The organism is Marinobacter sp. E2 (genome assembly GCF_055755345.1).
On the sequence record NZ_CM146911.1, the window covers coordinates 1,874,443 to 1,900,046 of the forward strand.

Below are 25,604 nucleotides of genomic sequence, written 5' to 3' on the forward strand. Positions count from 1 at the left end.
CTCCGCGGACCGGCATTCGACCAGCCTCAAAAAACATAGATAAAGCCGACACCTACTTCCGCTTCATAATCGTTTCTGGAGATCGGGCTATCTGAAACCTCACTCCCGTAAATTTCATAGAGCGCTTCGCCGAAGAGTTGCCAATTGGTGTTCAGGTAATGACGGTAATTAACATTGAAACCGGTTGATCGGTAGCCGCTATCTACGTCAGTTTCTGGAAGTCCTGAGTTGTTTGCCTGCGTGGCACTTACTCCGAAATCCCGGTTGGCGAGCTTACTGTCATGGAAAGTGACAACAGCGCCGATTTCCCAGCCCGTTCCATCCGGTTGGCAAGCCAGGCACGTTCCTGCGCCAAAAATCCCGAGTGTGCCAACTTCTCCCGTGGATACACGGCCATCCAGGAAGTAACGCCAATCTGGCGTAAGCGCGTAGCGAGCTTGCAACAGCACGCCTACTCCGGAACTGGATTCCCCTAGCCCATCGAGCCTGCCATCTTCTGAATCGCCCTCTTCGCGACCTTCTTCGTAACCTACAGAGGCCTGAACCAGCCACGAACCGCTCGCCAGAGCCCGCCAACCAATGGCTTCTCCCGCCCAGAACAAAACGTGGTCGCCGGTTCGCCACTGAACGCCCCCGGCCGGGTCGACCTCAACCTCGAACTCGTCCGAGCCCTCATAAGCCGTCTCGTATTCAACGCCCAGGCCAAGCCCGAAGCCCCAGCCCTCTCCATTAGTAAAATCCTCGATTGAAGGGAGCGGAACCAGAGCCGTTCTTGGCTCTGCGGCATACAAGGGGCCGTAACATGTAAGGGCACCCATAAATGTTGCAACTTGAACGAAGGTTTTTCTCATGATGTGTTCTCCTGCCCTGCGATACCTGCTTATACGATCAATTGATTGCGGCAGTTTATTAGCTTGATATCTACGGACGCTCGAAAACCTTCTTGGTTAAATGGTCGTTCAAGGAGGCTTCTATCACGCAGCAACAGGCACCCTTGGGCGCTCCGACCACGGATACTCCTTGATCGGCAAATGAATCACCGCCGACAGAGCACCTACGCCTACGCCAACCCACCACACCAGCGTGTAGTTGTTGTAGAGATCGTACAGCGCTCCGCCGAGCCACACGCCCATAAAGCCACCGAGTTGGTGTGAAAAGAACACCAGCCCGTATAGCGTGCCCATGTACCGAAGACCGTAGATGTGGGCCACGAGGCCAGAAGTCAGCGGTACGGTGGCAAGCCAGAGGGAACCCATGGCTACTGAAAACAGGACGACGGTTTCTGGTGTAATGGGTGTGAGAATGAACGCTGCCGATACCAGTGTCCGCAACAGATAGACGCTGGCAAGCAGATATTTGCGGGAATAGCGGTTGCCCAGCCAGCCGGCCAGCAGGGTTCCGCCAATGTTGAAAAGCCCAATCAGCGCGATGGATATGGCGCCAAGGCCTGTGGCGGAGGTTACGCCCAGTACGTAGAGCAGGCTGTCCGGCGTAATTGGCCCGCACATTTCGGTGATAAAGGCCGGGAAATGGGCCGTTATGAATGCCAACTGGTAGCCGCAGGAGAAGAAACCGATAAAGATAAACAGGAATGTGGGGTCCTTGAGTGCCCTCTTGACCACAACACCCATGGGTTCATCGGTGTCGGCAGCTGGCTGTCGCTGTGGCGCACGCATCAGTAACAGGGCAAACATCGAGAGGGCGACGAAACCCGCGAAAGCCACAAACACCGATTGCCAGGGCATCTGGCTCAACAACGCGTTGGCAACCGGTGGCCCTACGATCTGCCCTGCAGATCCTGCGGCTGTGGCGATGCCAAGGGCCATGGAACGATGCCGTTCCGGGGTCGCCCGCCCTACTACCGCCAGAATCACGCCAAAACCGGTGCCGGCAATGCCAAAACCCACGAGCATTTCCAGAAGCTGGTGCTGGCCCGGGGTGATGGCATAGGCCGAAAGCACCAGGCCTACGACATAGAACGCACCGCCACCCAGAATGGCCTTACGGTCGCCGAATCGTTCAGCCAGGGCGCCGAAGATGGGCTGTCCGATGCCCCAGAACAGGTTCTGAATAGCGATTGCCAGGGAAAACGACTCCCTGGGCCAGGCGAACTCCTGGGCAATCGGCAGCTGAAACAGGCCGAAAGACGCGCGCACCGCAAAACTCACCAGAATGATGATGCAGCCGGCTACCAGCACCGGATTCATCAAACGATCGTAGGTCATGGGCGTTGTTTGCGGCATTCAGCTATATCCGGTCAATCAATCCGGTGTGGATTGGCTAAGGTGAAGCAACGGAATTGGTGGGGCTATTATGCACGCGCAGCCGGGTTAGCATAGAGGAATTCCGGCCTGTTGTGAGATGATTTCGGCGGCCGTCGCCAAAACCTATTGACTACAGGGAACGCAGCCATGATCGAAAAGCAGCAGTTCATTGTTATTGGCCTCGGAATCTTTGGAGCAACGATTGCCCGCGAACTGACCCGTCTTGGCCACGAGGTGCTCGGGATCGATTTCGATGAACAGCGCGTCGATCGACTGGCTGACGAGATCACCCATGCGGTCATTGCCGATGTAACCGACGAAAACTCCCTGATCGAGTTAAACGCGGGCACCTACGATGCTGCTGTGGTTGCCATCGGCAGGAACGTAGAGGCCACCATGCTGGCGACGCTGCAATTGCGGGAATTGGGGGTTAAAAAAGTCTGGGCCAAGGCGCTGACCAACCAGCACCATCGGATCCTGGAGCGGCTTGGAGCCAACCGCGTGATTGGTCCGGAATACGAAATGGGCGTGCGCATTTCTCAGGAGCTCAATTACCCCATGGTGCACGACTACCTGGGGCTCGACGACAATTACTTCATCGTGGACTTTCACACCACCGACGACCTGATCGACAAAACCATCGGCGAGGTAATCAAGGGTGAGCCCGTGGAGGCGCTGGTGGTGAAAAGGATGAAGGAGGCTCACCCTCACCCTGACCATACCTGGAAGATCCGTAAGGGCGATCGCCTGGTTCTTGGCGGACAGCTGGAAGACCTGAGGGACCTGGTCGATCGGCTATGAAAGTCCATTTCCTGGATCTGGTCTCGTACCGGAAACATGGTGAACCGGCCAAGGGCATCAACCCTCCCCGGCTGCTTCTGGAAGCCTTTCTGGTGCTCATTGCCCTGGGTGCCTGCCTGCTCAAGCTCCCTTTCGCCACCGTGGAGCCGGTCACCTGGATGGAGGCTGCCTTTACCGCCACCTCGGCGGTCACGGTAACCGGGCTTGTGGTGGTCGATACCGGCAGCCAGTACACCCTGTTCGGGCAGTTGGTTATTCTCGCCCTGATTCAGCTGGGCGGGCTTGGCCTGATGACGTTTGCCGTGCTCACTGCCCTGGCCCTGGGGTTCAAGCTGGGATTACGACAGCAGCTGGTCGCCCAAGAAGCTTTTAATGAGATTTCACTGCAAACAGCACGTCGGGCCAGTGGCTCCATCGCCCTCTTTGCGCTCGCGGCCGAAGCCGTCGGCATCCTGTTGCTTGCGTTGTTCTTTGTGCCGGAGCTGGGTTTCTGGGACGGCGTCTACCACGCTGTGTTCTATGCGATTTCAGCGTTCAACAATGCCGGATTCGCCCTTTCGGCCGACAGTCTTATTGATTACGTGAGCCACCCAGGCATCACCCTGGCTATAACGGGCCTGTTCATTGTCGGGGGACTTGGCTACATCGTTATCATGGAGCTGATGGACAAACGGCGTTGGTCGAGTTTATCGGTGTACGCGAAAGTCATCCTGCTTGCCACCCTCTTTCTCAATCTCGTTGCCACCGGCGCGGTTTTGCTTTTTGAATTCGGCAACCCGGCCACCCTTGGTGCACTGGACAGCTTCGGGGACAAGCTGCTGGCTGCCTGGTTTCAGGGCGTTACCCCTCGCACCGCAGGCTTCAACACCCTCGATATCGGTGCTTTGACCGCGGCAACCAGCGTTATGATGCTGCTCTTGATGTTCATTGGTGGTGCGCCAAACTCCACGTCCAGTGGGATCAAGATATCCACTTTCGTGATCATGCTGGCGGCCACCCGTTCGTTCCTGCGGGGCAACCTGAACGTCACCTTCTTCCGGCGCTCCCTGAGTAGCGAAACCGTGCTTAAGGCACTGGCCACAGCAACGATCGGCATGGCCGTGGTGTTTTTGGGGGTGCTGTCGCTCAGTGCCCTGGTAGAGGACGAATTCCTCAATATCGCCTTTGAAGTCGTTTCTGCCTTTGGCACCGTGGGTTTGTCGCGTGGAACCACCGGTGAGCTTGGCACCGCCGGTCAGTTGGTTATTATGGCGGTGATGCTCATTGGCCGCCTGGGGCCGCTTACTCTGGGCTACACGCTCACGGTTCGCAGAAAATCCCGGGTCCGCTATGCTCAGACCGAATTCCCGGTCGGCTGAACCCGATTGCCCTCCTTTCCCCCAGCTTTCAGGAATCAATCAGGATCTGAGGCCTCAGCCAGACTATCCACGTGTCGTTTTGCAAGTTCCTCAAGCGTCATATACTCGCATTCCCGCTCCGCCAGGAAGGCGTCTGCAGAATCGATGAGGATGTTGTCGTCGCTCATGAAACGCCGTCCCAGCAATGCCGGGTAGGAGAACTTGGAACGGTCGGTAAGGGAAAACTGGGTGCTGTGGGTAGTGCCGGCGATGCAGAAATCCATGACCACCACATAGCGTTTCTGGGACGGCGCTCCTTTACGCTTGATCAGTACGGTGCGCTCTACCGGGCGTTCAAATTCTAGGATGACGTCTTCATGATCCAGTTCGCCTTCTGTTGGCTGATCCTCATGGTCGCCCAGAGGGATCTGGAAGTTTACCCACTCCTCGCCGTCTTTCTCGAAGGCCTCAATGTTCACTGCGTGCAGGGAAGAGGTTTTGGCACCGGTATCCAGCCTGGCTTTTAACCTCAGGCTGGTGTCCTGCATCACCATCCACTCAACGTAGCCAAGGGTCTCCGGCACCCGCTGCCCGGATTCCGCGTCCGGATCGGCTGCGTGGGCCAATGGCGACAAAGCAGAGAGCGCCGCAACCATCGCTGCAGTTTTAATAAACCTCATTCAATACCTCCTGCAAACTCCTGTAAATCAGGAAAAAATGAAAGGAAATTCTGTTCTAGCTGTGAGTGGTTCTCCCGGATTTCAGCAATTATCCCGTGAAAGCGGTTCCTGAATCGGATCCGCGCTGCCACACGATCCAGAGCCTCACCGATGTTGTCGAGATCCTCGTAGGCACCGAACCAGTCATACCAGACCATGCGGCGAGTCACCCGGGCCATGGATTCGGGCATCAGGTGTTCACTCTGTTGAAGCTCTGTGTACGTTTGGCGGATAAAGGCATCTTTGTCGGTATGGGTGAAGCGGTACCAGTGCATCAGCAGGAAATGGTCGTACAGGATATCCAGTGCCACACCGGCAAAGCGTCTGCGCTGGGCGGAGAACAGCTGTTTGCTGGCCAGAACACTCGGGTGCTGGTCGGTGTAGCTGTCAACGGCGAGGTGATGCCGAACGCCCTGCCTTACCCCAGCCGGCAGCGCTGACAGATCAACGCCCCGGCTGAAATCGCCGAGAATACTGCCCACCCGGGCCTCGGGTGAGTCTGGCGCGAGAAATACATGGGCCAGATGATTCAAGCAGTCTCCCCGGTCAATAGCTGTCAGAAGTTGAATTGCAAGCCGACACCGAGCCCGTCGATTTCGGTATTGCCATCCTCATAGTAACGCATGTATTCCAGGTTGCCCGACAGGTTGGGGGCAAATTCCATGTTCATGCCGATGCCGTAAGACACATCCGAATCATCTTCGGTTGCCGAGCCAAAGGCGGATTCGGCCTCCACTTCAACGCGGGTGAAGCCGAGAATCGCATAGGGTGTCAGGGGTGATTCGTTGGCCAGGTTGAAGGTGGCATAACCACCGAAGAAGTTATCCAGCGAGTAGTCGACTCCGCCAATCCGGTCGTCATCTACCCCAAAACCACCCCGGGCCTCGATGCCGAGGAACGGCGTTGCCATTACACCCACTTTCGCGGAAAGCGTGCCAACATCAGCATCGGCGTTGCCGTTATCAAGGCTCACGAATGAATAGTTGAGACCGGAATACAGTCCACCAACCCCGGATTTGTACATGTCCTGGGCGTGCGCTGTTCCTGCAGCCGCCAGTCCCGACGCGAACACGGTTGCGATGAGCTTTGTGTTTTTCATAATTGCATCTCCTTGACCGAATCTTTCGGATTCCAGCAATGAACTTGCACCAGACCCACGATTTTTGCCATCAGAAAGATCCGCATTTACGCCAAATTTACAGTGATTTAATCAGCTGTTAATTGTCGGGAAAGCGGCTGGTTACCTTGCGGACAACCCACCTCGCAGGTATTCTGACGCCGTTCCCCGGTTTCAGCTGGCTCGAGCATCCATTGAGAAATCTTTACCCTGTCATTTTCATCGTCAGTGTCATGTTCGTGCTGTTGAGCATTTTCATGACGTTGCCCGTGCTGCTTCTGGCCGGCGGCCGCGCGCCCAACGCCGATGCGTTCGCCGAGTCGGCGGCCATCGTGTTTACGCTGGGTCTGGTTGGCATGATCGCCACCTACCGGAAACCCAGGGATCTGAAGCCTCGCTTCATGTTCGTGCTGACCGTTTCCTCCTGGTTCATCATTGCCCTGCTCTCAGCGCTTCCTTTCTACCTCAGCGATCACGGCATTTCGGCCGCCGATGCGTTTTTTGAAGGCACCTCCGGCATCACCACCACCGGCGCCACGGTTTTCAGCGGGCTCGACTCCATGGACCGGGACCTGCTGTTATGGCGGTCGATTCTGCAGTGGATCGGCGGTGTCGGGATCATCGGTATGTTCGTTGCCGTCCTGCCTTTCCTGAGAGTGGGCGGCATGCGACTGTTTGCGACCGAGTCATCGGAATGGACCGACAAGGCATTGCCCCGCATGAAGACCCTCAGCCGGGGACTGCTGCTGGTCTACGTAGCGTTCTCGGTAATCGCGGTGGTGACTTACTGGCTCTCGGGTATGACCCTGTTTGACGCCTTCAACCACGGTTTGACCAGCATAGCGACCGGCGGTTTCTCGACATCGGACATGTCCATGGGCAAGTTCAACGACGTGATCCTGATGGAAGCCACCCTGTTCATGATCATCGGCAGCCTGCCCTTCTTCCTGTTTGTGCGCGAGCTGCACGGCCAGCATGGCGTGCTGTTTCGCGACCAACAGGTTCGCCTGTTCCTGATGATCCTGTTCCTGGTGCCGCTGTTGCTCACGCTGTACCGGTGGCTGGTCTCCCCGGTTCCCTTCGATCCGGTCCACAATTATGCGGCCACGCTGTTCAACGTCACCTCTGTGGTAACCACCACCGGCTACGCCTCGGAGGATTACTCAGCCTGGGGTCCCCTGGCGTTTGTGTTGTTCTTTTTCCTGATGTTCGTGGGTGGCTGTTCCGGCTCCACGGCGGGTGGCATGAAGATTTTCCGGTTCCAGCTGTCGCTGATCATCCTCCGTGAACAGCTCATGCGGCTGCTGCACCCGAGGGCAGTACTGACCCGGAATTACAATGGTCGGTCAGTGAGCGACGAGATTATCTCCTCCATGATCGCCTACACCTTTATTTTCCTGCTCTGTCTCCTGCTCATTACCGTTGCCCTCGCTGCCATGCAGCTTGATTTCATTACCGCGCTTTCCGGTGCCCTCACCTCCCTGACCAACGTTGGCCCCGGCCTTGGCGACATTATTGGCCCGGCCGGCAACTTCGGCCCGCTGCCGGATGGTGCCAAATGGGTACTGTCGGTGGGCATGCTGATGGGGCGTCTCGAGATTCTGAGTGTTGTCATTGTGCTGTCGCCCGCCTTCTGGCGCAGCTGACGCGCCCCACACCCTTTCAGACCAGGCCTATTTCATCCACAGGGCCGCCGGATTTTCGAGCGGCAGGTTCAGTCGTGCATCTCGGGGTCTGAGGCGGGGGGTGTAGTGGCCCTCCGGGCGCGTGGGCACCGTAGCCTCGAACAGAAAGGTGTTCTTGGAGCCACTCAACGGGTGCACCAGCTTCATGATCGCAATGACCCGGGGTCCGAAATCAGACGCCTCAGCAACAAGTTCCACTGTAACGTGGTCCTGCTCAATGCCATCGAGGTAAACCTCCACGGTACAGCTCTGACTTTCACCGTGGGTGTCGACCATAAAAGCCCCGAACCGTATGTGGGACCAGTGAAGGGCCTGCGTGCGACTCTCGGCCACCAGTTGCCTCGCGATTTCAGGGGAACGCTGCGCTCCCAGTTCCACCATGGGCAGATAGAATTGAGCAACGTAGTCGCGCACCATCCGGTTGGCCGAGTAGGTAGCGGTAAGCCCGTCCATACTGGCCCGTACCATCGCCAGCCACTGTCGCGGTATACCCTCTGCACCTGCGTCATAGAATGCTGGAATAACAGACTGCTCGAGTAGATCGAACAGTTCCTCCGCGTCCTGAAGATCGTGATTGTTGTCGCTGCGCAGCTGCTCAACCGTGGCGCCTGGTCGTATGGCCCAGCCCACGGCCGGCTGCCACGCCTCGGCCCACCAGCCATCGTACTGCGAAAGATTCAGGCCGCCGTTCACCAGAACCTTCATGCCACTGGTGCCACAGGCCTCCCAGGGATGCCTTGGGCAATTCAGCCACACGTCAACGCCCTGAACCAACTGGTTGGCCACGCCCAGATCGTAGTCCTCGATGAAAACCACTTTGCCCGCCACTTCAGGTCGGCGGGAAAAGACCTTCCACTGGCGAATCATCCGTTTGCCCTGTTCATCGTAGGGGTGGGCCTTGCCCGCAAGCACTATCTGCACAGGATGGTCGCGGCTGGCCAGCAGGCAGACCAGCCTCTCCGGGTATTTCAGCAGGAGATCGGGGCGTTTGTAATCGGTAAAACGTCGGGCGAAGCCGAGGGTGAGCGTTTCGCTATCCAGTAGCAGCCCGCAGGCCGCGTCGTGGTCAGCGCCCGGATTCTGCTCGCAGTGCTGGCCTGCCAGTCGATGTCTCAGGTAGCGGATAAGGCGTTTTCGTTGTGCCCGTCGCATGTCCCAGAGCTCCTGATCACTCACTTCAGCCATCGGGCATTGAAGCTCCAGCGGTCGGCGCCAGCGGTCCTGGCCGCAGGCCCGGGTCCAGATGGCGTCCGATTCCGGTGAATCCCAGGTGGGCGTGTGCACGCCGTTGGTGACGTAACCGGCCGGAATGTCCTCTGCCGGCCAGCGTGGAAACCAGGGCTGGAACAGGTTCCGGGTCACCGTCTGGTGAATGCGGCTTACGCCATTGAACTGCCCGCTCATGTTCAGGGCCAGTCTGGCCATATTAAGCCGGATTTCGCCGTCTCCGTGGTCGCCGCCAGCGCCCTGGCTCGCTCCATTGCCAAGTGCCATCAGGGCATCGATATCCAGGTCCCGGGAGGCAAGCCAGGGCGTAAGATAAAGCCGGAGGAGCGAGGCTGGGAAAAGATCAAAGCCGGATGCCACCGAGGTGTGGGTAGTAAACAGGTTAGTGGCCCTTGTGGCGGTACGGGCAGTTTCAAAATCCTGTTGATAATCGTCCTGCCAGCCGAAGGCACGCTCAATCAGCGCGAGTGCGCAGTGTCCCTCGTTGAGGTGACAGATCGCCGGCTTCCGGTCCAGCTGCCGGAGCAGTCGCCAGCCACCGATTCCGAGCACCATTTCCTGCTGAAGGCGTTTCTCCGGGTCTCCGGTGTACAGCTCGCTGGTGATGCCGCGGTCTCCGGGCTCGTTGCGCGGGTCGTTGCTGTCGAGGAGCAACAATTCGCAGCGGCCCACCTGGGCTCGCCAGGCTCTCAGCCGCACGGGCCGGCCCGGCAAGGGTACAACCACCCTCACCCATTCTCCGTCGGCGTCACGTAGCGGTGAGACCGGCAGCATGGTGGGGTCGTTATAGGGGTAAAACTCAAGCTGCTCGCCGGTGCGGCTGATGGCCTGGCGAAAATAGCCTTGCTGATAAAGCAGCCCGACAGCGGTCACCGGAATCCCAAGATCGCTGGCCGCCTTGAGGAAATCGCCGGCCAGCACGCCCAGCCCGCCACTGTATAACGGCAGGGATTCGCTCAGTCCATACTCCATGCAGAAGTAGGCGATGCCCCGGTCGAGCGCCGGCGCACACTCGTCGGAATACCAGGTGCCTGCGGATGAAAACGCCTTATGGGCAGCAACCTGTTCACGGTAACGCTGCTGGAAAACCGGATCCTGAGCCAGTGCCTCAATCCGGTCACCGGAAACACTGTTCAGTACCAGCCAGGCGTTGCGAGTGGCACTCCAGGTGTCCTCGTCGAGGGTGCGCCAGAGCTCGTCGCTGCCATGATGCCAGGTCCAGTGCAGGTCCAGGGCGAGTGTGAACAGGCCGTGGAGAGACTCCGGCAGATAGCGCGGCGTATAGGCGGCCAGCGTCAAGCCACGGTTCCTCTTTACAGTCCCCGATCAGTAAGCCTGCTGCCGGCGAACCGGGAAATAGCCGACCGATCTGTAATGCCGGGTCAGCCACTGAATGAGCGCTGAAATGGCGAAGCCGTCGTTGTCTACACCTTCGAAATCCAGGCCAATGCCGTCATCCGATTTGCGGACCACGTGGGCTTTCAGGCGACGAAACTGCTTCTCCTGCTTTTCTGGAAAGCGGAATTCGAGTTCGAGGATCTGGTTCAGCTGCACGTCGGTGTAGTCGGTGGCGATGAACAGTCCGCGTTTGGACGCATCACGGATCTGGCCGGTCGCCACCGGCATACCACGGCGATAAACCAGCAGGCCAAGTTTTCCCTGTACGCGTTGACTGAGTCTGTGTTCCATGGTCCCTCCCCGTGACTCAACAATAACGCTTGAATGTGTACTGCCTGATTTTTATATCCGAGTCTCCAGAACGCCTCTTTGACACTGATCAATAAATACTCAACGCTCGGGGGCGCGCCGGTTTCGCTGAACGCATTCAGTAATATGTTTGGACAGTTCGTCGTTGCAAAGATTCCAGTCCAGTTGCCACATCCAGTTATTCACCACCGTGCCGGGGGTATTGAAGCGGGCTTCCGTGCCCAGGCCCAGCAGATCCTGCAGAGGCACAATCGCCAGAAAACACACCGATTGCAGCGCAGCCTCAATGATGGGCCAGGGCATACCCTCGCCCGATGTCCTCAGGTAACTGTTCACGTAGTGACGTGTGCGCTCATCCAGGCTCCGATACCAGCCCAGCGTGGTGTCGTTATCATGGGTGCCGGTGTACACCAGGTCCCGCTCGTGATGGTTGTGCAACAGGTGCGGGTTATCCGGGCTGCCGTCGAAGCCAAACTGCATTACCGTCATGCCCGGTAGTTGGAAGCGTTTGCGCAGGGCTTCCACGTCTTCGCTGATGATACCCAGATTCTCGGCCACCAGTGGCAGCCCGGGGAATTGCCGGAAGCAGGACTCGAGAAAATGCTCTCCCGGGCCTGGCACCCAATAGCCGTGACGGGGCTCCGGTGTGGCAGCGGGAATTTCCCAGTAGGCCTGGAAGCCCCGGAAGTGGTCGATGCGGATCAGGTCGAACAGGTGGCGCTGGCTTTCGAGGCGCCGCAGCCACCACTGATAGCCGTCTCGGGCCATGGTTTGCCAGTGGTACAACGGGTTACCCCAATGCTGGCCGTCGGGAGAAAAGTAATCCGGTGGTACCCCGGCCACCACTGTCGGCTTGCCCGAATCGTCCAGTTTGAACAACGAGCGATGGCTCCAGACATCGGCGCTGTCATGGGCGACGAAAATGGGGATGTCCCCGAACAACAGAATCCCGCGCGCATGGGCATACGCCCGAAGCGCCTGCCATTGATGGTGGAACAGGAACTGCTCAAAGCCGATCCGCTCGATTCGACCGCCTTCCTGCTCAGAAAACATCCGTAAGGCGACCGATTCACGGTTTTTCAGGGGGGCAGGCCAGTCCAGCCAGGACGGCTCGTTGTGACATTCCCTCAGCGCGCAGAACAGGCAGAAATCATCAAGCCAGTCGGCATTATCCGCCCTGAACTGCTGATACGAACGCCGTTCCAGGCCCGAACCGCCCTCTCCCATGGAAAACCGCTCCGCAGCCAACGCAATCAGACCGTTCCGATCCGGGCTGCCACAGGGAGCCAGTTCCCGTTCGTTCAGCAAGCCAGAATCCACCAACTCAGCCAGGTCAATCAGGGCAGGATTGCCTGCATGGGCACTCAGAGACTGGTAAGGAGACAGGTCCCGATGGGTTGGGCCAAGCGGCAGAGTCTGCCAGACCGTCATCCTGGACGCCGCCAGGAAGTCGACAAAGCGTCGTGCGCTGGCGCCCAGCACTCCCCAGGCTCCGGGTAAGGCGGTCGGATGCAGCAGTACGCCCGCTCTGCGGATACTGAACAGATCCGGGTAGCTATCCATGATCATGGCTCGTTGCCAGGCTCATGCCCAGGGCGCATGGTGCCGCCCCTGGCGGGTTCACCGCTGCCCTGGCTCAACTGCTGGAACACCGAGGCCGGTGCCGGACAGCCAATCATGTCGTACAGGTTGACCAGGTGGCGGCGATACAGGTGCTCGAAATCGCTGACAATCCGCGCGGGATTGTAGTCCCCGAACCACCAGAACCAGTCCGATCCTTCACAGATCGCCAGCTGTCGACTGGCGGCGGCCTTTTGCCCTGCGCTCAGATCGCCATTACCTGTGAGCCGGTCGTAGTGCCCCTTGGCCTCACACAGCAGGTCCCACGCCCGGTTTTTGTCCGGATCGCCTATCCAGGTCGAGAAGGTGCCGTAAATCCAGCTGCCGGCGACCAGATGCGGTAGATGAAGGGGTTCAACTCGCCCCTGGTCCAGCAGTTGGCGGTAGGTGGACAGTTCCAGCCTGGGGTGACTGGCCAGCACCCGGTATAGCTCGTTGAGAAAATGAAAGCCGTTCTGCGGAAAATACTCCCAGGCATTCTCGCCATCCATGATCACCGAAATCACCCTGTGGGGCTCATTGCGGGAGGCGCTGGCGATATTCTCCATGTGGTGCACCAGATCCCCAACCGCATCTTTTGCGTGCCAGTCCGCGTAGGTGAACCCGATCAGATCGGACAGGCCGTCGTCGCGAAAGAACACGGGTATCTGGCTTTCGCCAAACCGATAGGGTCGATGGACCCCATGTTCCGGCAGCTCCGGGTTCTCCTGCCTGGCGTGGTTGAGACTGTTGTGAATGACCGAATCGCCACTGGCCGTCCAGCGAAACCCGTGCTCGTCCAGCAGTGCCAGTGTCTGCTGGCTGAGACCGCCTTCAGAGGCCCAGCAACCGACGGCCTCCATGCCAAAAAAGCGATGAAAAACCGCTCTGGCCTCGCGCATTTGCCAATCAGCCCTCTCAGCCCCCCCGGGGTAAGCCGGACGCGCTGGCAAAGGGATGTCCGGCATGGCCTCGCGCGCCGACTCCAGTTCAATCAGCAGCGGCAGCATGGCGTGGGCGTATGGGCTTACCGATAACTCAACCTGCCCCTTTTCGGCGAGACGGCGATAACGGGGTGCTATTCCGGACAGTATCTCGAAAATCACGTCCAACAGCGCTCGTCGGTCGTCCAGGGAGAAATACTGGGCTTTCTCCTGCAGGCTCTGGATGCAGTGGTTCTCCTTGCGGATGGTCTCCCCCATCCAGCCCAGGTGGTACCACACAAGTAAATCGGCGAGGAAGCGATCGGCCACGTAACGCTGAAGTTCCGGTTTCTGGTGGTAGAAGTCAGCCAGATCGGCCAGACGGCTGTACGCCGGGTAACGGCGAATGATGCGCTCGGGATTGGCCCGCAGACATTTCTCCACAAGTACCGTGTAGGCAGGCGTACCGGCTTCAGGCAGCTGCTCAGCTACCAGTCCGGCCAGCAATGGGTCGCCGATCGCACCGGCGCCGTGGCGCCAGCGTTCAATCTGCACCAGGTAACTTTCAATCTGCTCCAGCAGAATCGGTGCAAAGTTGACCACTGCCTTTGCCCGGGGCTCCTGCTCCAGGTGCGCGGCCATGTCGCTGTAGTCCTTGATGGTGTGCAGGTAGACCCACGGAAACAGGAATTCTCCGGTTCGGGCGTCCTGGTAAGACGGCTGATGCATGTGCCAGCACAGCACCACCGGGGTTCGGGCGTCAGAGGCCATGTGGATAGTCCTGCCCGAGCATCTCGGGCGTGATCAGCACGATGCCCTTGGGCGAAACGTGAAACCGCTTCTGATCCTCGGCGTGATCGAACCCGATCCGCGTGCCTTCGGGAATACGGCAGCCGCGGTCAATCAGCGCCTTGCGAATGTGGCATCGGCGGCCGATATCCACATCCGGATAGATAACCGAATCTGATATTTCACTGTAGGAATGAACCTTAACCTGTGAAAATATAAGGGAATGCTTTACCTGGGCACCCGAGACAATACAACCGCCTGCCACCATCGAGTCTACCGCCATGCCCCGTCGGTGGTCGTCATCGAAAATGAACTTGGCGGGCGGTAACTGCTCCTGATAAGTCCAGATTGGCCAGTGGGCATCGTAAAGGTTCAGCTCCGGGCTGATGCCGATCAGCTCCAGATTTGCCTGCCAAAGGGAATCAATCGTGCCCACGTCTCGCCAGTAGGCCGGCTTGTTATTGACCGGATCACGGAATGGAAAGGCCTGAACCCGCAGCCGTTTGATGACCGATGGGATGATGTCCTTGCCGAAGTCGTGTGACGAGCCACCGTCCTTCTGGTGATCACGCATCAGCTCGTCGAACAGTACCTGGGTGCTGAACACATAAATGCCCATGGAGGCCAGTGATCTGCCGGGATTGCCGGGCATGGAGCGTGGCTGCTCGGGCTTTTCCACAAATTCGGTAATGCGGAATTCCTCGTCCACAGACATCACACCAAATGCCGAGGCTTCTGCGGTCGGCACCTCGATGCAGCCTACGGTTATGTCGGCGTCGTTTTCCACATGCGCGGCGAGCATGGTGCCGTAGTCCATCTTGTAGACGTGGTCGCCGGCCAGAATCAGGACGTATTCCGGGGTATGGCTGCGAATGATGTCGAGGTTCTGCAACACGGCATCGGCAGTGCCCTCGTACCAGGAAGTTTCTATCCGTTGCTGCGCCGGCAGCAGCTCCACAAACTCGTCAAGCTCGCCCCGCAGAAACCCCCAGCCGCGCTGAATGTGCCGAATAAGCGAGTGAGATTTGTACTGGGTGATAACGCCCACCTGTCCGATCCCCGAATTGATGCAGTTGGACAGTGGAAAATCGATGATCCGGAACTTGCCCCCGAAAGGCACTGCCGGTTTGGCTCGCCAACGGGTCAGGTCGTGCAGGCGGGAGCCCCGCCCTCCGGCAAGAACCAGTGCGAGGGTCTGGCGAGTGAGACGACTGACGAAACGCTTGGCCGTTTGCATAGCTGCTTCCCTGAAGAAACCCTTCCCTGGAACGGCGATACGCCGGTCAGGAATGCCACGTTTTTGACGCCTTAATCTATATTAGAACAGTAGCAGACATTAATGACGTAAAATTGTCTTGGGTCATTTTTTGAACAGCCCGGGTGGCGTTCAATGACAGAACGCCGCTGAGCGCGACATCTGGCCAGGAAGCTCATGATCTATGGACAGCCCCACCCTGAGCGACTTCGATCTTCATTTGTTCTCCGAGGGACGGCACTGGCACATCTATAACGTTCTGGGAGCCCATCTCTGTCGGAGCAAAAGTGGCGAGGGTGTCCGGTTCGCGGTCTGGGCGCCTAACGCCCGGGAAGTCAGCGTGGTAGGCGATTTCAATGGGTGGCAGGCGGGTGTCCACACGCTCGTGCTTCAGGGTGAAGCCGGCGTCTGGTCGGGCTTCGTTCCCGGCATTGGCGCGGGCGCACTCTATAAGTTTTCGATTTGCACGGCGCAAGGTGAGTGGCTCCTGAAAACCGACCCCTACGGCCAGGCTTTCGAACTGCGCCCTGCCAACGCGGCGGTGGTGACGCAACGCGGAAGTTTTGGCTGGGGTGATGGCGACTGGCTATACCGGCGCAGCCACTGGGAGTGGCAACATGCGCCCGTAGCCATCTACGAAGTTCACGCCGGTTCCTGGCGCCATCATGGATCGGGCCGGTGGCTAACCTATCGTGAGCTGGCGGATCAACTGGTGCCCTATGTGGCCGAGATGGGCTTCACCCACCTAGAGCTCCTGCCTGTTACCGAGCACCCCCTGGACGAATCCTGGGGTTATCAGACCACCGGCTATTACGCACCCACAAGCCGCTTTGGCTCCCCGGATGACCTGCGATACCTCGTCGACGAGTGTCACCGGCACAATATTGGTGTCATTCTGGACTGGGTGCCCGGGCATTTCCCGACCGACGAACACGCCCTCGCCCGCTTCGATGGCAGCGCCCTGTATGAACATGAAGACCCCAGAAAAGGCCGGCATCAGGATTGGGGCACGCTCATTTACAACTACGGGCGCCACGAAGTCCGTAATTTCCTGATCGGCAGTGCCCTGTTCTGGCTGGATGCCTTCCACGTGGACGGCCTGCGGGTGGATGCCGTGGCCTCTATGCTTTACCTCAACTACTCCCGCAAGGAAGGCGAGTGGCTGCCGAACGAGTATGGCGGCCATGAAAACCTCGAGGCGATCGGTTTCCTCCAGGAGTTGAATAGTGTCTGTCAGAGTCGGTTTCCCGGGGTCCTGATCTGTGCCGAGGAGTCCACTTCCTGGCCGAGGGTTACGCGCCCACCGGAAATAGGCGGTCTGGGCTTCAACCTCAAGTGGAACATGGGCTGGATGCACGACACCCTCGATTACCTGGGCCAGGACCCGGTATACCGGCCCTACCACCACGAGAAGCTCACCTTTGGCCTGCTGTACGCGTTCTCCGAGAACTTTCTGCTGCCCTTGTCTCACGACGAAGTGGTGCACGGCAAAGGTAGCCTGATCAACAAGATGGCCGGCGACAGCTGGCAACGGAAAGCCTCCCTGCGTTTACTGCTGACCTATCAGTACACCTACCCGGGCGCCAAGCTGTTGTTCATGGGCGGTGAGTTTGGCCAGTCCCGGGAGTGGAGTGAATCCCGGGAGCTGGACTGGTCGCTGCTCAATGACGCGGGCCATGCCGGCATCCGCTGGCTGGTGCGGGATCTCAACGGGCTTTACCGAAAAGAGCCCTCGTTGCATGGCCATGGCTACAGCAACGAGGGGTTCGAGTGGATCGACTGCCCCGACTCTCCGCAGTCGGTCATCAGCTTTGTTCGCCAGAGCCGGGGCGAAACGACAGTAGTGGTGGCCAACTTCACCCCGGTGCCCCGGGAGCACTATCGCATCGGGTTGCCTGGCGGCGGCATATGGCGCGAAGTGCTCAACTCCGACTCGGAATATTACGGCGGCAGCAACCTGGGGAACCCCTATCCGTTGCAGGCCGAGCAAGGGCAATGGATGCACCGTGACTGGTCGGTGGCGCTCACGCTGCCTCCGCTGGCAGCGCTGATTCTGAGGCCAGTGCCATGATCCGGGTGTTGTTTGCCACCAGCGAGGTGTATCCACTGATCAAGACCGGTGGCCTGGCAGACGTGTCTGCGAGCCTCCCGGAGGCCCTGTGCCGGCTTGATTACGACGTTCAGATTCTGTTGCCCGGCTATCCCGCGGCGATTGGCGCCGCCCGCCGGGCTGGTTCACGCCGCAAGGCGCGCTTCCGGCTTGGCCAGTATGGCGTCAGTCTGTGGCAAACCCGACTGCCCGGAACAGCGGTTACCCTCTGGCTGGTGGATTGTCCACCCCTGTTCGAACGCCCCGGAGACCCCTACCGGAATGAGGAAGGTGCCGACTGGTGGGATAATGCGCACCGTTTCCAGCTGTTCTGCAAAGTAGGCGCCATGATTGCCAGGGGCGAAGCCGGCCTGACCTGGAAACCGGACCTGGTGCACTGCAACGACTGGCAGACCGGCCTGATCCCGGTGTTCCTGGAGGCAGGCAATGATCGCCCGGGGACCGTGTTTACCATCCACAACCTGGCCTATCAGGGCCTGTTTTCCCGGGAAACCTTCCGGGCCCTGGGGCTGCCCGATGCCTTGTGGCGCTGGGACCGGCTGGAATTCCACGACCAGCTGTCGTTCATCAAGGGCGGCCTGGTGTTCAGTGACCGACTGACAACGGTGAGCCCAAGTTATGCCCGGGAAATCCAGACACCGGAGCTGGGCCACGGCCTGGACGGTCTGCTACGGCACCGGCAACAGGCCCTGACCGGCATCCTCAACGGTATCGATACCCGGGTCTGGAACCCTGAGAGCGATCCGGAACTGGCCTTTCACTATGGCCGCGATCACCTCAAGAACAAGGCACTCTGCAAAGCCGGACTGCAGCGGGAGTTGGGGCTGGAGGTCAAAGGCGCTCCGGTTCTGGGTTTCATCGGTCGTCTGGTGGAGCAGAAAGGCGTCGACTGGCTGGTTGATGTGATTCCGGGTTTGCTGGATCAGGGTTGCCAGCTTGTATTGTTGGGTTCGGGAGAGCCGCGCTACCAGGATCCGCTCAGGGCGTTGGCGAGGCAGTCGGCAGAGCAGTTCTCCCTCACCCTGGGGTACAACGAAGGCTTGTCGCACCGGATTACCGCCGGGTGTGACCTGTTCCTCATGCCGTCCCGGTTCGAGCCTTGCGGGCTGAATCAGATGTACAGCCTGCGCTACGGCACGGTGCCTGTGGTGCACGGTGTCGGCGGCCTGGCTGACACGGTGTTCGATCCGCTCGACGTGGGCCTGGATCAGGCGAACGGGTTCTGTTTCCGGCACGCCAGCGCCGAAGGTCTCAGATCCGCTATTGATCGAGCTCTGGCGGTGGTGAACCACCGACGGCACTGGCGACGACTGCAGGAAAACGGAATGGCGGTCGACCATTCCTGGCGGCAGCGGGCCCGGGTTTACGGCGAGCTTTACCAGAGCATTCTCAAGCAGCGCCAACCACCATCGAAGGATCAGGGCGGGCACTTACCCGCCCGGAGGCTGACACCATGAAAAAGGCAACGGAATTTCGACTGGAAGCTAACCCTCGTATTCCCGAGGCCCTGGCGCGGCTTGAAGAACTCGCGAACGATCTCTTCTACAGCTGGGATCACGGCGTGCGCAGCCTGTTTGTTCGGATGGATATGGGGCTCTGGGAAAAGGTGGAACACAACCCGAAGCTGTTTCTTCGTCGCGTCGCCCAGGAACGACTGGACGAAGCCGCCGAGGATCGTGCTTTTCTGGCGGAGTATCGGCGGGTGCTCAGCACCTACGATGCGTATCTGGAGGCCGGCCCGGGGCCGGAAGTCACCGAACGACTGGACCCGGATCGGGAACTGGTGGCCTATTTCTGCGCGGAGTTCGGCTTTCACGAGAGTTTTCCGATCTATTCCGGCGGTCTGGGAATCCTTGCCGGTGACCACTGCAAAGCGGCCAGCGATCTTGCCTTGCCGTTCGTAGCAGTGGGCCTGCTGTACCAGCAGGGGTACTTCATCCAGACCATCGACGCCCACGGCCATCAGATTGCCCGTTACCGCTCCCACGCCAGCGACGAGCTGCCCATCGTGCCCGTTGAGCACGACGGCACACTATTGAAGGTATCCGTGCCCTTCCCAGGCCGACTGGTGTTCGCACGGGTCTGGGAGGCACGGATCGGTCACATCCGGCTGTATCTTCTGGACAGCCACACCGAAGAAAACAGCCCGGAGGACCGGGAGCTGACCCTTCAACTCTACGGCGGTGACGAGTCCACCCGAATCTGTCAGGAAATGTTGCTCGGGATTGGCGGCACCCGGGTGCTGGAGGTTCTGGGCCTGAAACCAACCGTCTGGCACATCAACGAGGGACATGCGGCGTTCCAGATTCTCGAACGTTGTCGACAGGCCATGGAAACCGGGTTGGGTTTCCACGGCGCTTTGGAGGCGGTGGCGGCAGCTACCCTGTTCACCACCCACACCCCGGTTCCTGCCGGTCACGACATTTTCCCGAGGGATCTGGTCGAGCATGCCCTGGGGCCCTACCTCGAGCAGGCGGGACTGGACTTCAGCGAGGTGTTCGCGCTGGGTGCCAAGAACGCCGGTGACAGCTTCAACATGACCAGCCTCGGCCTGCGCGGGTCGCGTTTTCATAACGGGGTAAGCCGGATTCACGGGAGGGTTGCTTCGCAGATGGAAGGCGACATCTGGCCCCAGATTCCGCCGGAAGAGAACCCGCTGGGCTACATCACCAACGGTGTTCATGTGCCCACGTTTCTTGCGCCGGAGTGGGCAAGCCTGTTCGACATCCAGGCGCCGACCTGGAAAAGCGAGTTGCGTAATCCCGAGTACTGGCAGTTTATTGAACAGATTCCGGATTATCACTACTGGAGTGTGCACAAGGCGCTCAAGCAGCAGATGACCGACTACATCGTTCGGCGACTCAAGCGGCAGCACAAACGTAACGGCATAGGTCATTCGGTGACCGAACGAATGACCCGCCAACTGGCTTCGGTGCACACGGATACCCTGGTGATCGGCTTCGCCCGACGCTTCGCGACCTACAAACGGGCGACGCTGATTTTCTCCGATCTGGAGCGGCTGGAGCGGATTCTGACCGACGCCGACCGACCGGTGGTGCTGGTCTTTGCAGGCAAGGCACACCCCAAAGACAAGCCGGGGCAGCAACTGATCAAGGTGATCCACGATCTGTCCATGCACCCGGCGCTCATGGGCCATCTGATTCTTCTTGAAGACTACGACCAGGCCATGGCTCGCAGGCTGCTGGCCGGGGTGGATGTATGGCTGAATACGCCGGAATATCCCAAGGAAGCCAGCGGAACGTCTGGTGAGAAAGCCGCCCTCAATGGCGCGCTCAATCTGAGCGTGCTCGACGGCTGGTGGGGGGAAGGTTACGACGGCAAGAATGGCTGGGGAATCGTGCCACGGGACACTGGTCTGGATCCGGAGTTCCGGAATCAGGAGGAATCCAGGGACCTGCTGGATCTGCTGGAATTCGAGGTGGTGCCGCTGTATTACGAAAGCGCCTCGCAGGGCTATTCCCGGGCCTGGGTCAAACGTTCAAAGGCGTCCATGATCTCCATCACTCCGCGTTTCAACGCCCAGCGAATGGTGATGGATTATGTTACCGACTTCTACCATCCGGCAGCCACGCAAGGCGCGCGCATGGCGGCGGAAAACGGCAAGATCGCGGGCGCACTGGCTGACTGGAAAGCCCGTGTCCGTGATGCCTGGCCCGGTGTGGAGCTGAACATCCTGGGCTGCGTACAGACCAGATGCGCCAATGATGAGGCTGTGGAACTTCGGGTAGAAGCCTTCCTGAACGGGCTGGGCGCTGGCGATGTGAGGGTGGAGTGCCTGGTGAACCCGGAATGCACCGGAACCCACAGCGAACCCGGTCCCGACAGCTTCCTGCTTGACATGGAGAGCGAGTCGGGCGGACGAACCGTTTTCGCCACCCGGATACCACCGCCCTATCCCGGCCTGCAAACGCTACGCCTACGAATGTACCCATTCCACCAGGCGCTCACCCATCCCCTGGAGATGGGCGCCATGCTCTGGGTTTAGGTTATCTCAGAGCACGTGACGGCGAATAAAGCGGCCAATGTCCACCACCTCTTCCAGGCACACGCTGTGCTCCATGGGAAAGGTCTGGTAGGAGGGATCGTAACCCATGCCCTTCAGGGTTTCGACGCTACGGACACCGAGGGCTTCGGGTACGATGGGGTCGAAGGTACCGTGATAGACGCTGATCGGAATGTCCGCGTTGGCCTCTGATCGCTGCACCGAATCGGCGGTAGCAAAGTAGGTGGACAGGGCAAGAAGTCCGCCCAGACGCTCCGGATAACTCAGTCCCAGTTCGTAGGCCACGGCACCGCCCTGGGAAAATCCGGCAATGATGATGTTCCGCGCCGGGACGCCACGCTCGATTTCCCGCCTTACCAGTTTACCAACCGCCTGCGAAGACGCCCGCAGTTGTTCGGTGTCCACCACCCGGTCAATGTCCATGGCCTTGATGTCGTACCAGGCGGGCATGGTCATGCCGCCATTGATGGTTACCGGCAGCTCCGGGGCGTGGGGAAAAATGAAGCGAACCCGGGCGTCTGCGGGCAACCCCAGCTCCGGCACCACCGGCTCAAAGTCGTGACCACTGGCGCCCAGGCCATGAAGCCAGATAACGGCGGCGGTGGGCTGATCTCCCGTTTCGATTTCGATGGTCTCAAGGTCCTGCACGGCATACCCCTTGTTCTGGTGGTCGGTCTGATAACGAACAGTTGTGTTACCCGCGTTGCTCCGCATTTGCCTGCAGGGCGGTCACCACGGGATTGGCGTACATATCCAGCAGATACGGCCTGATAGCCGGCTCACACGCTTCCAGGCGACGCTCCATTTCCGCCTCGGCGGCTTCCATTTCGGCCGGCGACCAGGTCTCTGCGGTGACCACCGAATCGCTCACGGTCTCGGGCGTTGAATGGGCCTGCGGATGCAGACCCCGGCGCTCGTAACACACGAGGTTGGAGGCGTGGAGGTGGTAATTCGAGTGAATCTCCCGATCAATCCGGGCGGCCAGGTCCTTCGGATTGTCCGGCGCATCATGGATTGGCGCCCCAAAGTGAACGTGCACGTGCCCCTTGAAGCCGGTCAGCCCCTTCATGATCTGTTCGGTGTCCTCGCCCTCGCGCTTGATGTACTGGCCGGTACGGGCACGCGTTTCCAGCTCCTTGGCTTTGTCGGCGTCGCAGGGGTCGTACTCGTAGGCAATCGACACAGGCACGATGTGCAGGCGGTTCATGGCCTCGTCGAAGCCCAGGCCGCTCTTCTTGCGACTCATGTAGAACATCTTGACGATGGCAGGATCTGTGTAGTCCAACCCGTCTTTGGCGCGCCCTTCCCGCTGTGCAATCCAGATGCTGTGATTGGTATCGATGCTGTGGTTGATGAACCCCGACAGGGTTATGTAGGCATCCCGCATTTCCCGTGGGCTGGTCATGCTGCGACGAACCACAAAGCTTTTGTTCAGGCGCATCATTTCAGCGAACACGCGGTTGGCCAGCAGGTTGTCCCCAATGGCGATGCGCGTGGTGTGAAAGCCGTTCTGGAACAGAAGGTAGTTCACCACCATGGGATCAAAGACGATGTCCCGATGGTTGCAGATGAACAGATGTGCATGCTGTTTGCTGAGGTTCTCCAGGCCGCTGGCGGTGACCCGGGATGTAGTGTTCTCAACCAGTTCGCCAACGTAGCCGGAAAGCCCGGCCTGTAGATCGTCCACCCGGGTATAGTGGCCAAAATGGCTCGACAGCCAGCGCCGGGTCATGACCCGCAGCACCGCAGGCGCCCACCGAGCCAGGGTGGGTGATTTGAATCGGCCGATCATGTCCAGAAATTCCCGGTCGTTGACCAGGCGGTGAATTGCAGCGCCGGTTTCTTCGTCCGAATAGGGACGGATGGCATCAAATTCCTGCATGTGAGCCCTGTTATTATCTGTGTCTGTCACGGTATGGCGTGAAACGGAGGTTTAAAACCGCGGTATTGTAGCGTTTCTTCCACTGCATTGCCTCCATCTGCGGTTCGGCTTTCCGGTACTGTCACACCTCGGCGTACACGCCAGTCAATCGCGCGGAGGCGGCCGATTCTGGTATCATTTGCGCCGCGCCTGAGGGCGCAATCCCGGCCAGCACCTATCAGGCTCCTATATTCAAAAGGCCCGGCACACCAAGAGCCCGGCGCCGACGAACCGGTTAGTTTATGCATTCACACCAGGACTACCACCAGGATTACGACCAGCTATCCACTGAACGCCCAACGACATCCGGCAGGGATCCGGAGCAGGTGCTGCACGAGGTCTTCGGTTATGAGACCTTCCGGCCCCTGCAGGGCGACATTGTTCGCGAGGTAGTGGCGGGTCGTGATGCCCTGGTGCTGATGCCAACCGGCGGTGGCAAATCCCTGTGTTATCAGGTGCCGGCGCTGGTGCGCCCGGGTACTGCGATTGTCATATCCCCGCTCATCGCCCTGATGCAAGACCAGGTGGCGGCTCTGAACGAGCTGGGCGTGCGGGCAGCCTTCCTGAATTCCACCATGGATTTCGAGCAGGCACGGGCCACCGAATACGCCCTCATGACCGGCGAGCTGGACCTCCTCTACTGCGCTCCGGAACGGCTGATTCAGCCACGGACCATCGAGCTGCTCCACAACGCGTCCATCGCCCTGTTTGCCATCGACGAAGCCCACTGTGTGTCCCAGTGGGGGCATGATTTCCGCTCCGACTATCTGCAACTGAACCTGCTCGCCGACGCTTTTCCAGATGTGCCGCGAATCGCCCTGACCGCGACCGCCGATGAGCGCACCCGGAAAGAAATCGCCGAACGCCTGTCGCTGACCTCGGCCAGGCATTTCATCAGCGGCTTCGACCGACCGAACATTCAATATCGAATTTCGCCGAAAACCAACGCTAACAAGCAGTTACTGGATTTTATTAAAGCTGAGCATGAGGGTGACTGCGGCATTGTCTACTGCCTGTCCCGGAACAAGGTCGACGCCACCGCAAAAGCCCTGGCTCAGAAAGGCTATGCCGCTCTGCCCTACCACGCGGGTCTGTCGGCTGAGGAGCGGGCCCGGCATCAGGAGCGCTTCCTGCGGGAAGACGGGGTGATCATCGTTGCCACCATTGCCTTTGGCATGGGCATCGATAAACCGGACGTGCGTTTCGTTGCACACCTGGACCTGCCCAAGAGTCTTGAAGCCTATTACCAGGAAACCGGTCGTGCCGGGCGAGATGGCAAGCCCTCCACCGCCTGGATGGTGTATGGCCTGCAGGACGTGATCAAGCTTCGGCAGATGCTGGAAAGCTCCCAGGGGAACGATCAGTTCAAACGCGTGGAACGCCAGAAGCTGGACGCCATGCTTGGCCTTTGCGAGGTAACCAGTTGCCGCCGCCAGGTGCTGTTGCGCTACTTCGGCGACCAGCTCGACGAGCCCTGCGGAAACTGCGACACCTGCCTGAACCCGCCAGAAACCTGGGATGGTACGGTGGCGGTCCAGAAAGCGCTTTCCTGTGTTTTCCGGACCGGCCAGCGCTTTGGCGTGACCTACCTGATCGACGTGCTCCGGGGTTCCGAAAACGAGCGAATCCTGCAGTCCGGCCACCATCAGGTATCCACCTATGGCATCGGCACGGAACTCAGTGCCAACGAATGGAAATCGGTGTTTCGTCAGCTGGTGGCGAACGGTTACCTGCGCGCCGATCCTGACGGCTACGGAGCCCTTCAGCTCACGGAGCAATGCCGGCCACTGCTGAAAGGCCAGCAGACCATCGAACTGCGCAAGGACCCGGTGGTTAAAAAAGCCTCAGCACGAGCCTCAAGCGGCCGTGCCAGCGCCCCGGTCCGGGACCAGATTACCGATCAGGCAGGGTGGGATGCATTGCGCGCGTGCCGGAAAGCGCTGGCGGACAAGCAGGCGGTCCCTCCCTACGTTATTTTTCACGACACCACCCTGTTCGACATGCTCGAGCGCCGGCCCAGAACCCTGGACGAGCTCGCAGAGGTGAGCGGCGTGGGCGCCGCCAAGCTTGAAAAGTACGGTGAGGTATTCCTCGAAACCATCGCCGGTCTCGACCCGGCCTGACGT

The 25,604-nt window shown here is 59.4% G+C and carries 19 protein-coding genes; 7 read left to right on the forward strand and 12 right to left on the reverse strand.

Annotated elements, in window-relative coordinates; all coding sequences use genetic code 11:
• Positions 1-26: 26 nt before the first annotated feature.
• Together AC0J1C_RS08570 and AC0J1C_RS08575 are read right to left on the reverse strand one after the other, a co-directional pair.
• Positions 27-851, reverse strand: a complete 825-nt coding sequence (locus AC0J1C_RS08570; RefSeq protein ID WP_473046453.1) for a MipA/OmpV family protein — start codon at positions 849-851, stop codon at positions 27-29.
• A 123-nt stretch (positions 852-974) separates the two neighbouring features.
• Positions 975-2,243 (reverse strand): MFS transporter, encoded by a 1,269-nt coding sequence (locus AC0J1C_RS08575; RefSeq protein WP_473046454.1) that lies wholly within the window; start codon positions 2,241-2,243, stop codon positions 975-977.
• Positions 2,244-2,411: 168 nt separating this feature from the next.
• Here AC0J1C_RS08575 and AC0J1C_RS08580 point away from each other — a divergent pair, with 168 nt between their 5' ends.
• A complete protein-coding gene (locus tag AC0J1C_RS08580; RefSeq protein ID WP_473046455.1) occupies positions 2,412-3,065 on the forward strand; it encodes a potassium channel family protein in 654 nt (217 codons plus the stop codon).
• Positions 3,062-4,423 (forward strand): TrkH family potassium uptake protein, encoded by a 1,362-nt coding sequence (locus AC0J1C_RS08585; RefSeq protein WP_473046456.1) that lies wholly within the window; start codon positions 3,062-3,064, stop codon positions 4,421-4,423. Before AC0J1C_RS08580 ends, AC0J1C_RS08585 begins: the two co-directional genes overlap by 4 nt.
• Positions 4,424-4,458: 35 nt before the next feature.
• Here AC0J1C_RS08585 and AC0J1C_RS08590 read toward each other — a convergent pair whose 3' ends face one another.
• Genes AC0J1C_RS08590 through AC0J1C_RS08600 form a run of 3 tightly spaced genes read right to left on the reverse strand, consistent with a single transcriptional unit; the run spans position 4,459 to position 6,220 of the window.
• A complete protein-coding gene (locus AC0J1C_RS08590; protein WP_473046457.1) occupies positions 4,459-5,082 on the reverse strand; it encodes an ATP-dependent zinc protease family protein in 624 nt (207 codons plus the stop codon).
• Positions 5,079-5,654 carry an acyl carrier protein phosphodiesterase gene (locus AC0J1C_RS08595; RefSeq protein ID WP_375191219.1) on the reverse strand — a complete coding sequence of 192 codons (576 nt, stop codon included), beginning with the start codon at positions 5,652-5,654 and terminating at the stop codon, positions 5,079-5,081. Before AC0J1C_RS08595 ends, AC0J1C_RS08590 begins: the two co-directional genes overlap by 4 nt.
• 23 nt (positions 5,655-5,677) lie before the next feature.
• On the reverse strand, positions 5,678-6,220 hold the full coding sequence (locus AC0J1C_RS08600) for a porin family protein (RefSeq protein ID WP_473046458.1): 543 nt from the start codon (positions 6,218-6,220) through the stop codon (positions 5,678-5,680).
• A gap of 251 nt (positions 6,221-6,471) precedes the next feature.
• Between AC0J1C_RS08600 and AC0J1C_RS08605 the strand changes: the two genes are divergently transcribed.
• Positions 6,472-7,884, forward strand: coding sequence for a TrkH family potassium uptake protein (locus tag AC0J1C_RS08605; protein WP_473046520.1), 1,413 nt, complete (start codon positions 6,472-6,474; stop codon positions 7,882-7,884).
• Between the two features lie 27 nt (positions 7,885-7,911).
• Here the strand turns inward: AC0J1C_RS08605 and glgP (AC0J1C_RS08610) are convergent, their stop codons facing one another.
• The 5 genes from glgP (AC0J1C_RS08610) to glgC form a co-directional block, all read right to left on the reverse strand.
• Complete coding sequence (gene glgP, locus AC0J1C_RS08610) at positions 7,912-10,449, reverse strand: alpha-glucan family phosphorylase (protein ID WP_473046459.1); 2,538 nt, start codon at positions 10,447-10,449, stop codon at positions 7,912-7,914.
• 27 nt (positions 10,450-10,476) lie between these two features.
• Positions 10,477-10,839, reverse strand: coding sequence for a PilZ domain-containing protein (locus AC0J1C_RS08615; protein WP_375193478.1), 363 nt, complete (start codon positions 10,837-10,839; stop codon positions 10,477-10,479).
• 99 nt (positions 10,840-10,938) lie between these two features.
• Complete coding sequence (malQ, locus tag AC0J1C_RS08620; RefSeq protein WP_473046460.1) at positions 10,939-12,420, reverse strand: 4-alpha-glucanotransferase; 1,482 nt, start codon at positions 12,418-12,420, stop codon at positions 10,939-10,941.
• 2 nt (positions 12,421-12,422) lie between these two features.
• Complete coding sequence (locus AC0J1C_RS08625; RefSeq protein ID WP_473046461.1) at positions 12,423-14,150, reverse strand: glycoside hydrolase family 57 protein; 1,728 nt, start codon at positions 14,148-14,150, stop codon at positions 12,423-12,425.
• Entirely contained in the window at positions 14,140-15,405 is a 1,266-nt protein-coding gene (gene glgC, locus AC0J1C_RS08630; protein WP_473046462.1) for a glucose-1-phosphate adenylyltransferase, read from the reverse strand. Before glgC ends, AC0J1C_RS08625 begins: the two co-directional genes overlap by 11 nt.
• A gap of 202 nt (positions 15,406-15,607) precedes the next feature.
• Between glgC and glgB the strand changes: the two genes are divergently transcribed.
• The 3 genes from glgB to glgP (AC0J1C_RS08645) are packed head-to-tail and all read left to right on the forward strand — an operon-like array spanning position 15,608 to position 21,539.
• Positions 15,608-17,494, forward strand: a complete 1,887-nt coding sequence (gene glgB, locus AC0J1C_RS08635) for a 1,4-alpha-glucan branching protein GlgB (protein ID WP_473046463.1) — start codon at positions 15,608-15,610, stop codon at positions 17,492-17,494.
• Positions 17,491-18,990, forward strand: coding sequence for a glycogen synthase GlgA (glgA, locus tag AC0J1C_RS08640; RefSeq protein ID WP_473046464.1), 1,500 nt, complete (start codon positions 17,491-17,493; stop codon positions 18,988-18,990). The genes glgB and glgA overlap by 4 nt, the downstream gene beginning before the upstream one ends.
• Positions 18,987-21,539, forward strand: coding sequence for an alpha-glucan family phosphorylase (gene glgP, locus AC0J1C_RS08645; protein WP_473046465.1), 2,553 nt, complete (start codon positions 18,987-18,989; stop codon positions 21,537-21,539). The genes glgA and glgP (AC0J1C_RS08645) overlap by 4 nt, the downstream gene beginning before the upstream one ends.
• Before the next feature lie 6 nt (positions 21,540-21,545).
• Here glgP (AC0J1C_RS08645) and AC0J1C_RS08650 read toward each other — a convergent pair whose 3' ends face one another.
• Complete coding sequence (locus tag AC0J1C_RS08650; RefSeq protein WP_473046466.1) at positions 21,546-22,205, reverse strand: alpha/beta hydrolase; 660 nt, start codon at positions 22,203-22,205, stop codon at positions 21,546-21,548.
• 46 nt (positions 22,206-22,251) lie between these two features.
• On the reverse strand, positions 22,252-23,439 hold the full coding sequence (locus tag AC0J1C_RS08655) for a 1-acyl-sn-glycerol-3-phosphate acyltransferase (protein ID WP_473046467.1): 1,188 nt from the start codon (positions 23,437-23,439) through the stop codon (positions 22,252-22,254).
• Positions 23,440-23,720: 281 nt separating this feature from the next.
• On the opposite strand from AC0J1C_RS08655, the gene recQ reads away from it, so the two are divergent.
• A complete protein-coding gene (gene recQ / locus AC0J1C_RS08660; protein ID WP_473046468.1) occupies positions 23,721-25,601 on the forward strand; it encodes a DNA helicase RecQ in 1,881 nt (626 codons plus the stop codon).
• Positions 25,602-25,604 lie beyond the last annotated feature (3 nt).

Excerpts from the sequence above, each read along its gene's own strand:
- recQ (WP_473046468.1), top strand. The coding sequence starts at position 23,721 with ATGCATTCACACCAGGACTACCACCAGGATTACGACCAGCTATCCACT.
- malQ (WP_473046460.1), bottom strand. The coding sequence starts at position 12,420 with ATGGATAGCTACCCGGATCTGTTCAGTATCCGCAGAGCGGGCGTACTG.
- AC0J1C_RS08655 (WP_473046467.1), bottom strand. The coding sequence starts at position 23,439 with ATGCAGGAATTTGATGCCATCCGTCCCTATTCGGACGAAGAAACCGGC.
- AC0J1C_RS08605 (WP_473046520.1), top strand. The coding sequence starts at position 6,472 with ATGTTCGTGCTGTTGAGCATTTTCATGACGTTGCCCGTGCTGCTTCTG.
- AC0J1C_RS08580 (WP_473046455.1), top strand. The coding sequence starts at position 2,412 with ATGATCGAAAAGCAGCAGTTCATTGTTATTGGCCTCGGAATCTTTGGA.
- glgP (WP_473046465.1), top strand. The coding sequence starts at position 18,987 with ATGAAAAAGGCAACGGAATTTCGACTGGAAGCTAACCCTCGTATTCCC.
- AC0J1C_RS08570 (WP_473046453.1), bottom strand. The coding sequence starts at position 851 with ATGAGAAAAACCTTCGTTCAAGTTGCAACATTTATGGGTGCCCTTACA.
- glgA (WP_473046464.1), top strand. The coding sequence starts at position 17,491 with ATGATCCGGGTGTTGTTTGCCACCAGCGAGGTGTATCCACTGATCAAG.
- AC0J1C_RS08585 (WP_473046456.1), top strand. The coding sequence starts at position 3,062 with ATGAAAGTCCATTTCCTGGATCTGGTCTCGTACCGGAAACATGGTGAA.
- AC0J1C_RS08625 (WP_473046461.1), bottom strand. The coding sequence starts at position 14,150 with ATGGCCTCTGACGCCCGAACCCCGGTGGTGCTGTGCTGGCACATGCAT.
- AC0J1C_RS08590 (WP_473046457.1), bottom strand. The coding sequence starts at position 5,082 with ATGAGGTTTATTAAAACTGCAGCGATGGTTGCGGCGCTCTCTGCTTTG.
- glgC (WP_473046462.1), bottom strand. The coding sequence starts at position 15,405 with ATGCAAACGGCCAAGCGTTTCGTCAGTCGTCTCACTCGCCAGACCCTC.
- AC0J1C_RS08575 (WP_473046454.1), bottom strand. The coding sequence starts at position 2,243 with ATGCCGCAAACAACGCCCATGACCTACGATCGTTTGATGAATCCGGTG.
- AC0J1C_RS08615 (WP_375193478.1), bottom strand. The coding sequence starts at position 10,839 with ATGGAACACAGACTCAGTCAACGCGTACAGGGAAAACTTGGCCTGCTG.
- glgB (WP_473046463.1), top strand. The coding sequence starts at position 15,608 with ATGGACAGCCCCACCCTGAGCGACTTCGATCTTCATTTGTTCTCCGAG.
- AC0J1C_RS08600 (WP_473046458.1), bottom strand. The coding sequence starts at position 6,220 with ATGAAAAACACAAAGCTCATCGCAACCGTGTTCGCGTCGGGACTGGCG.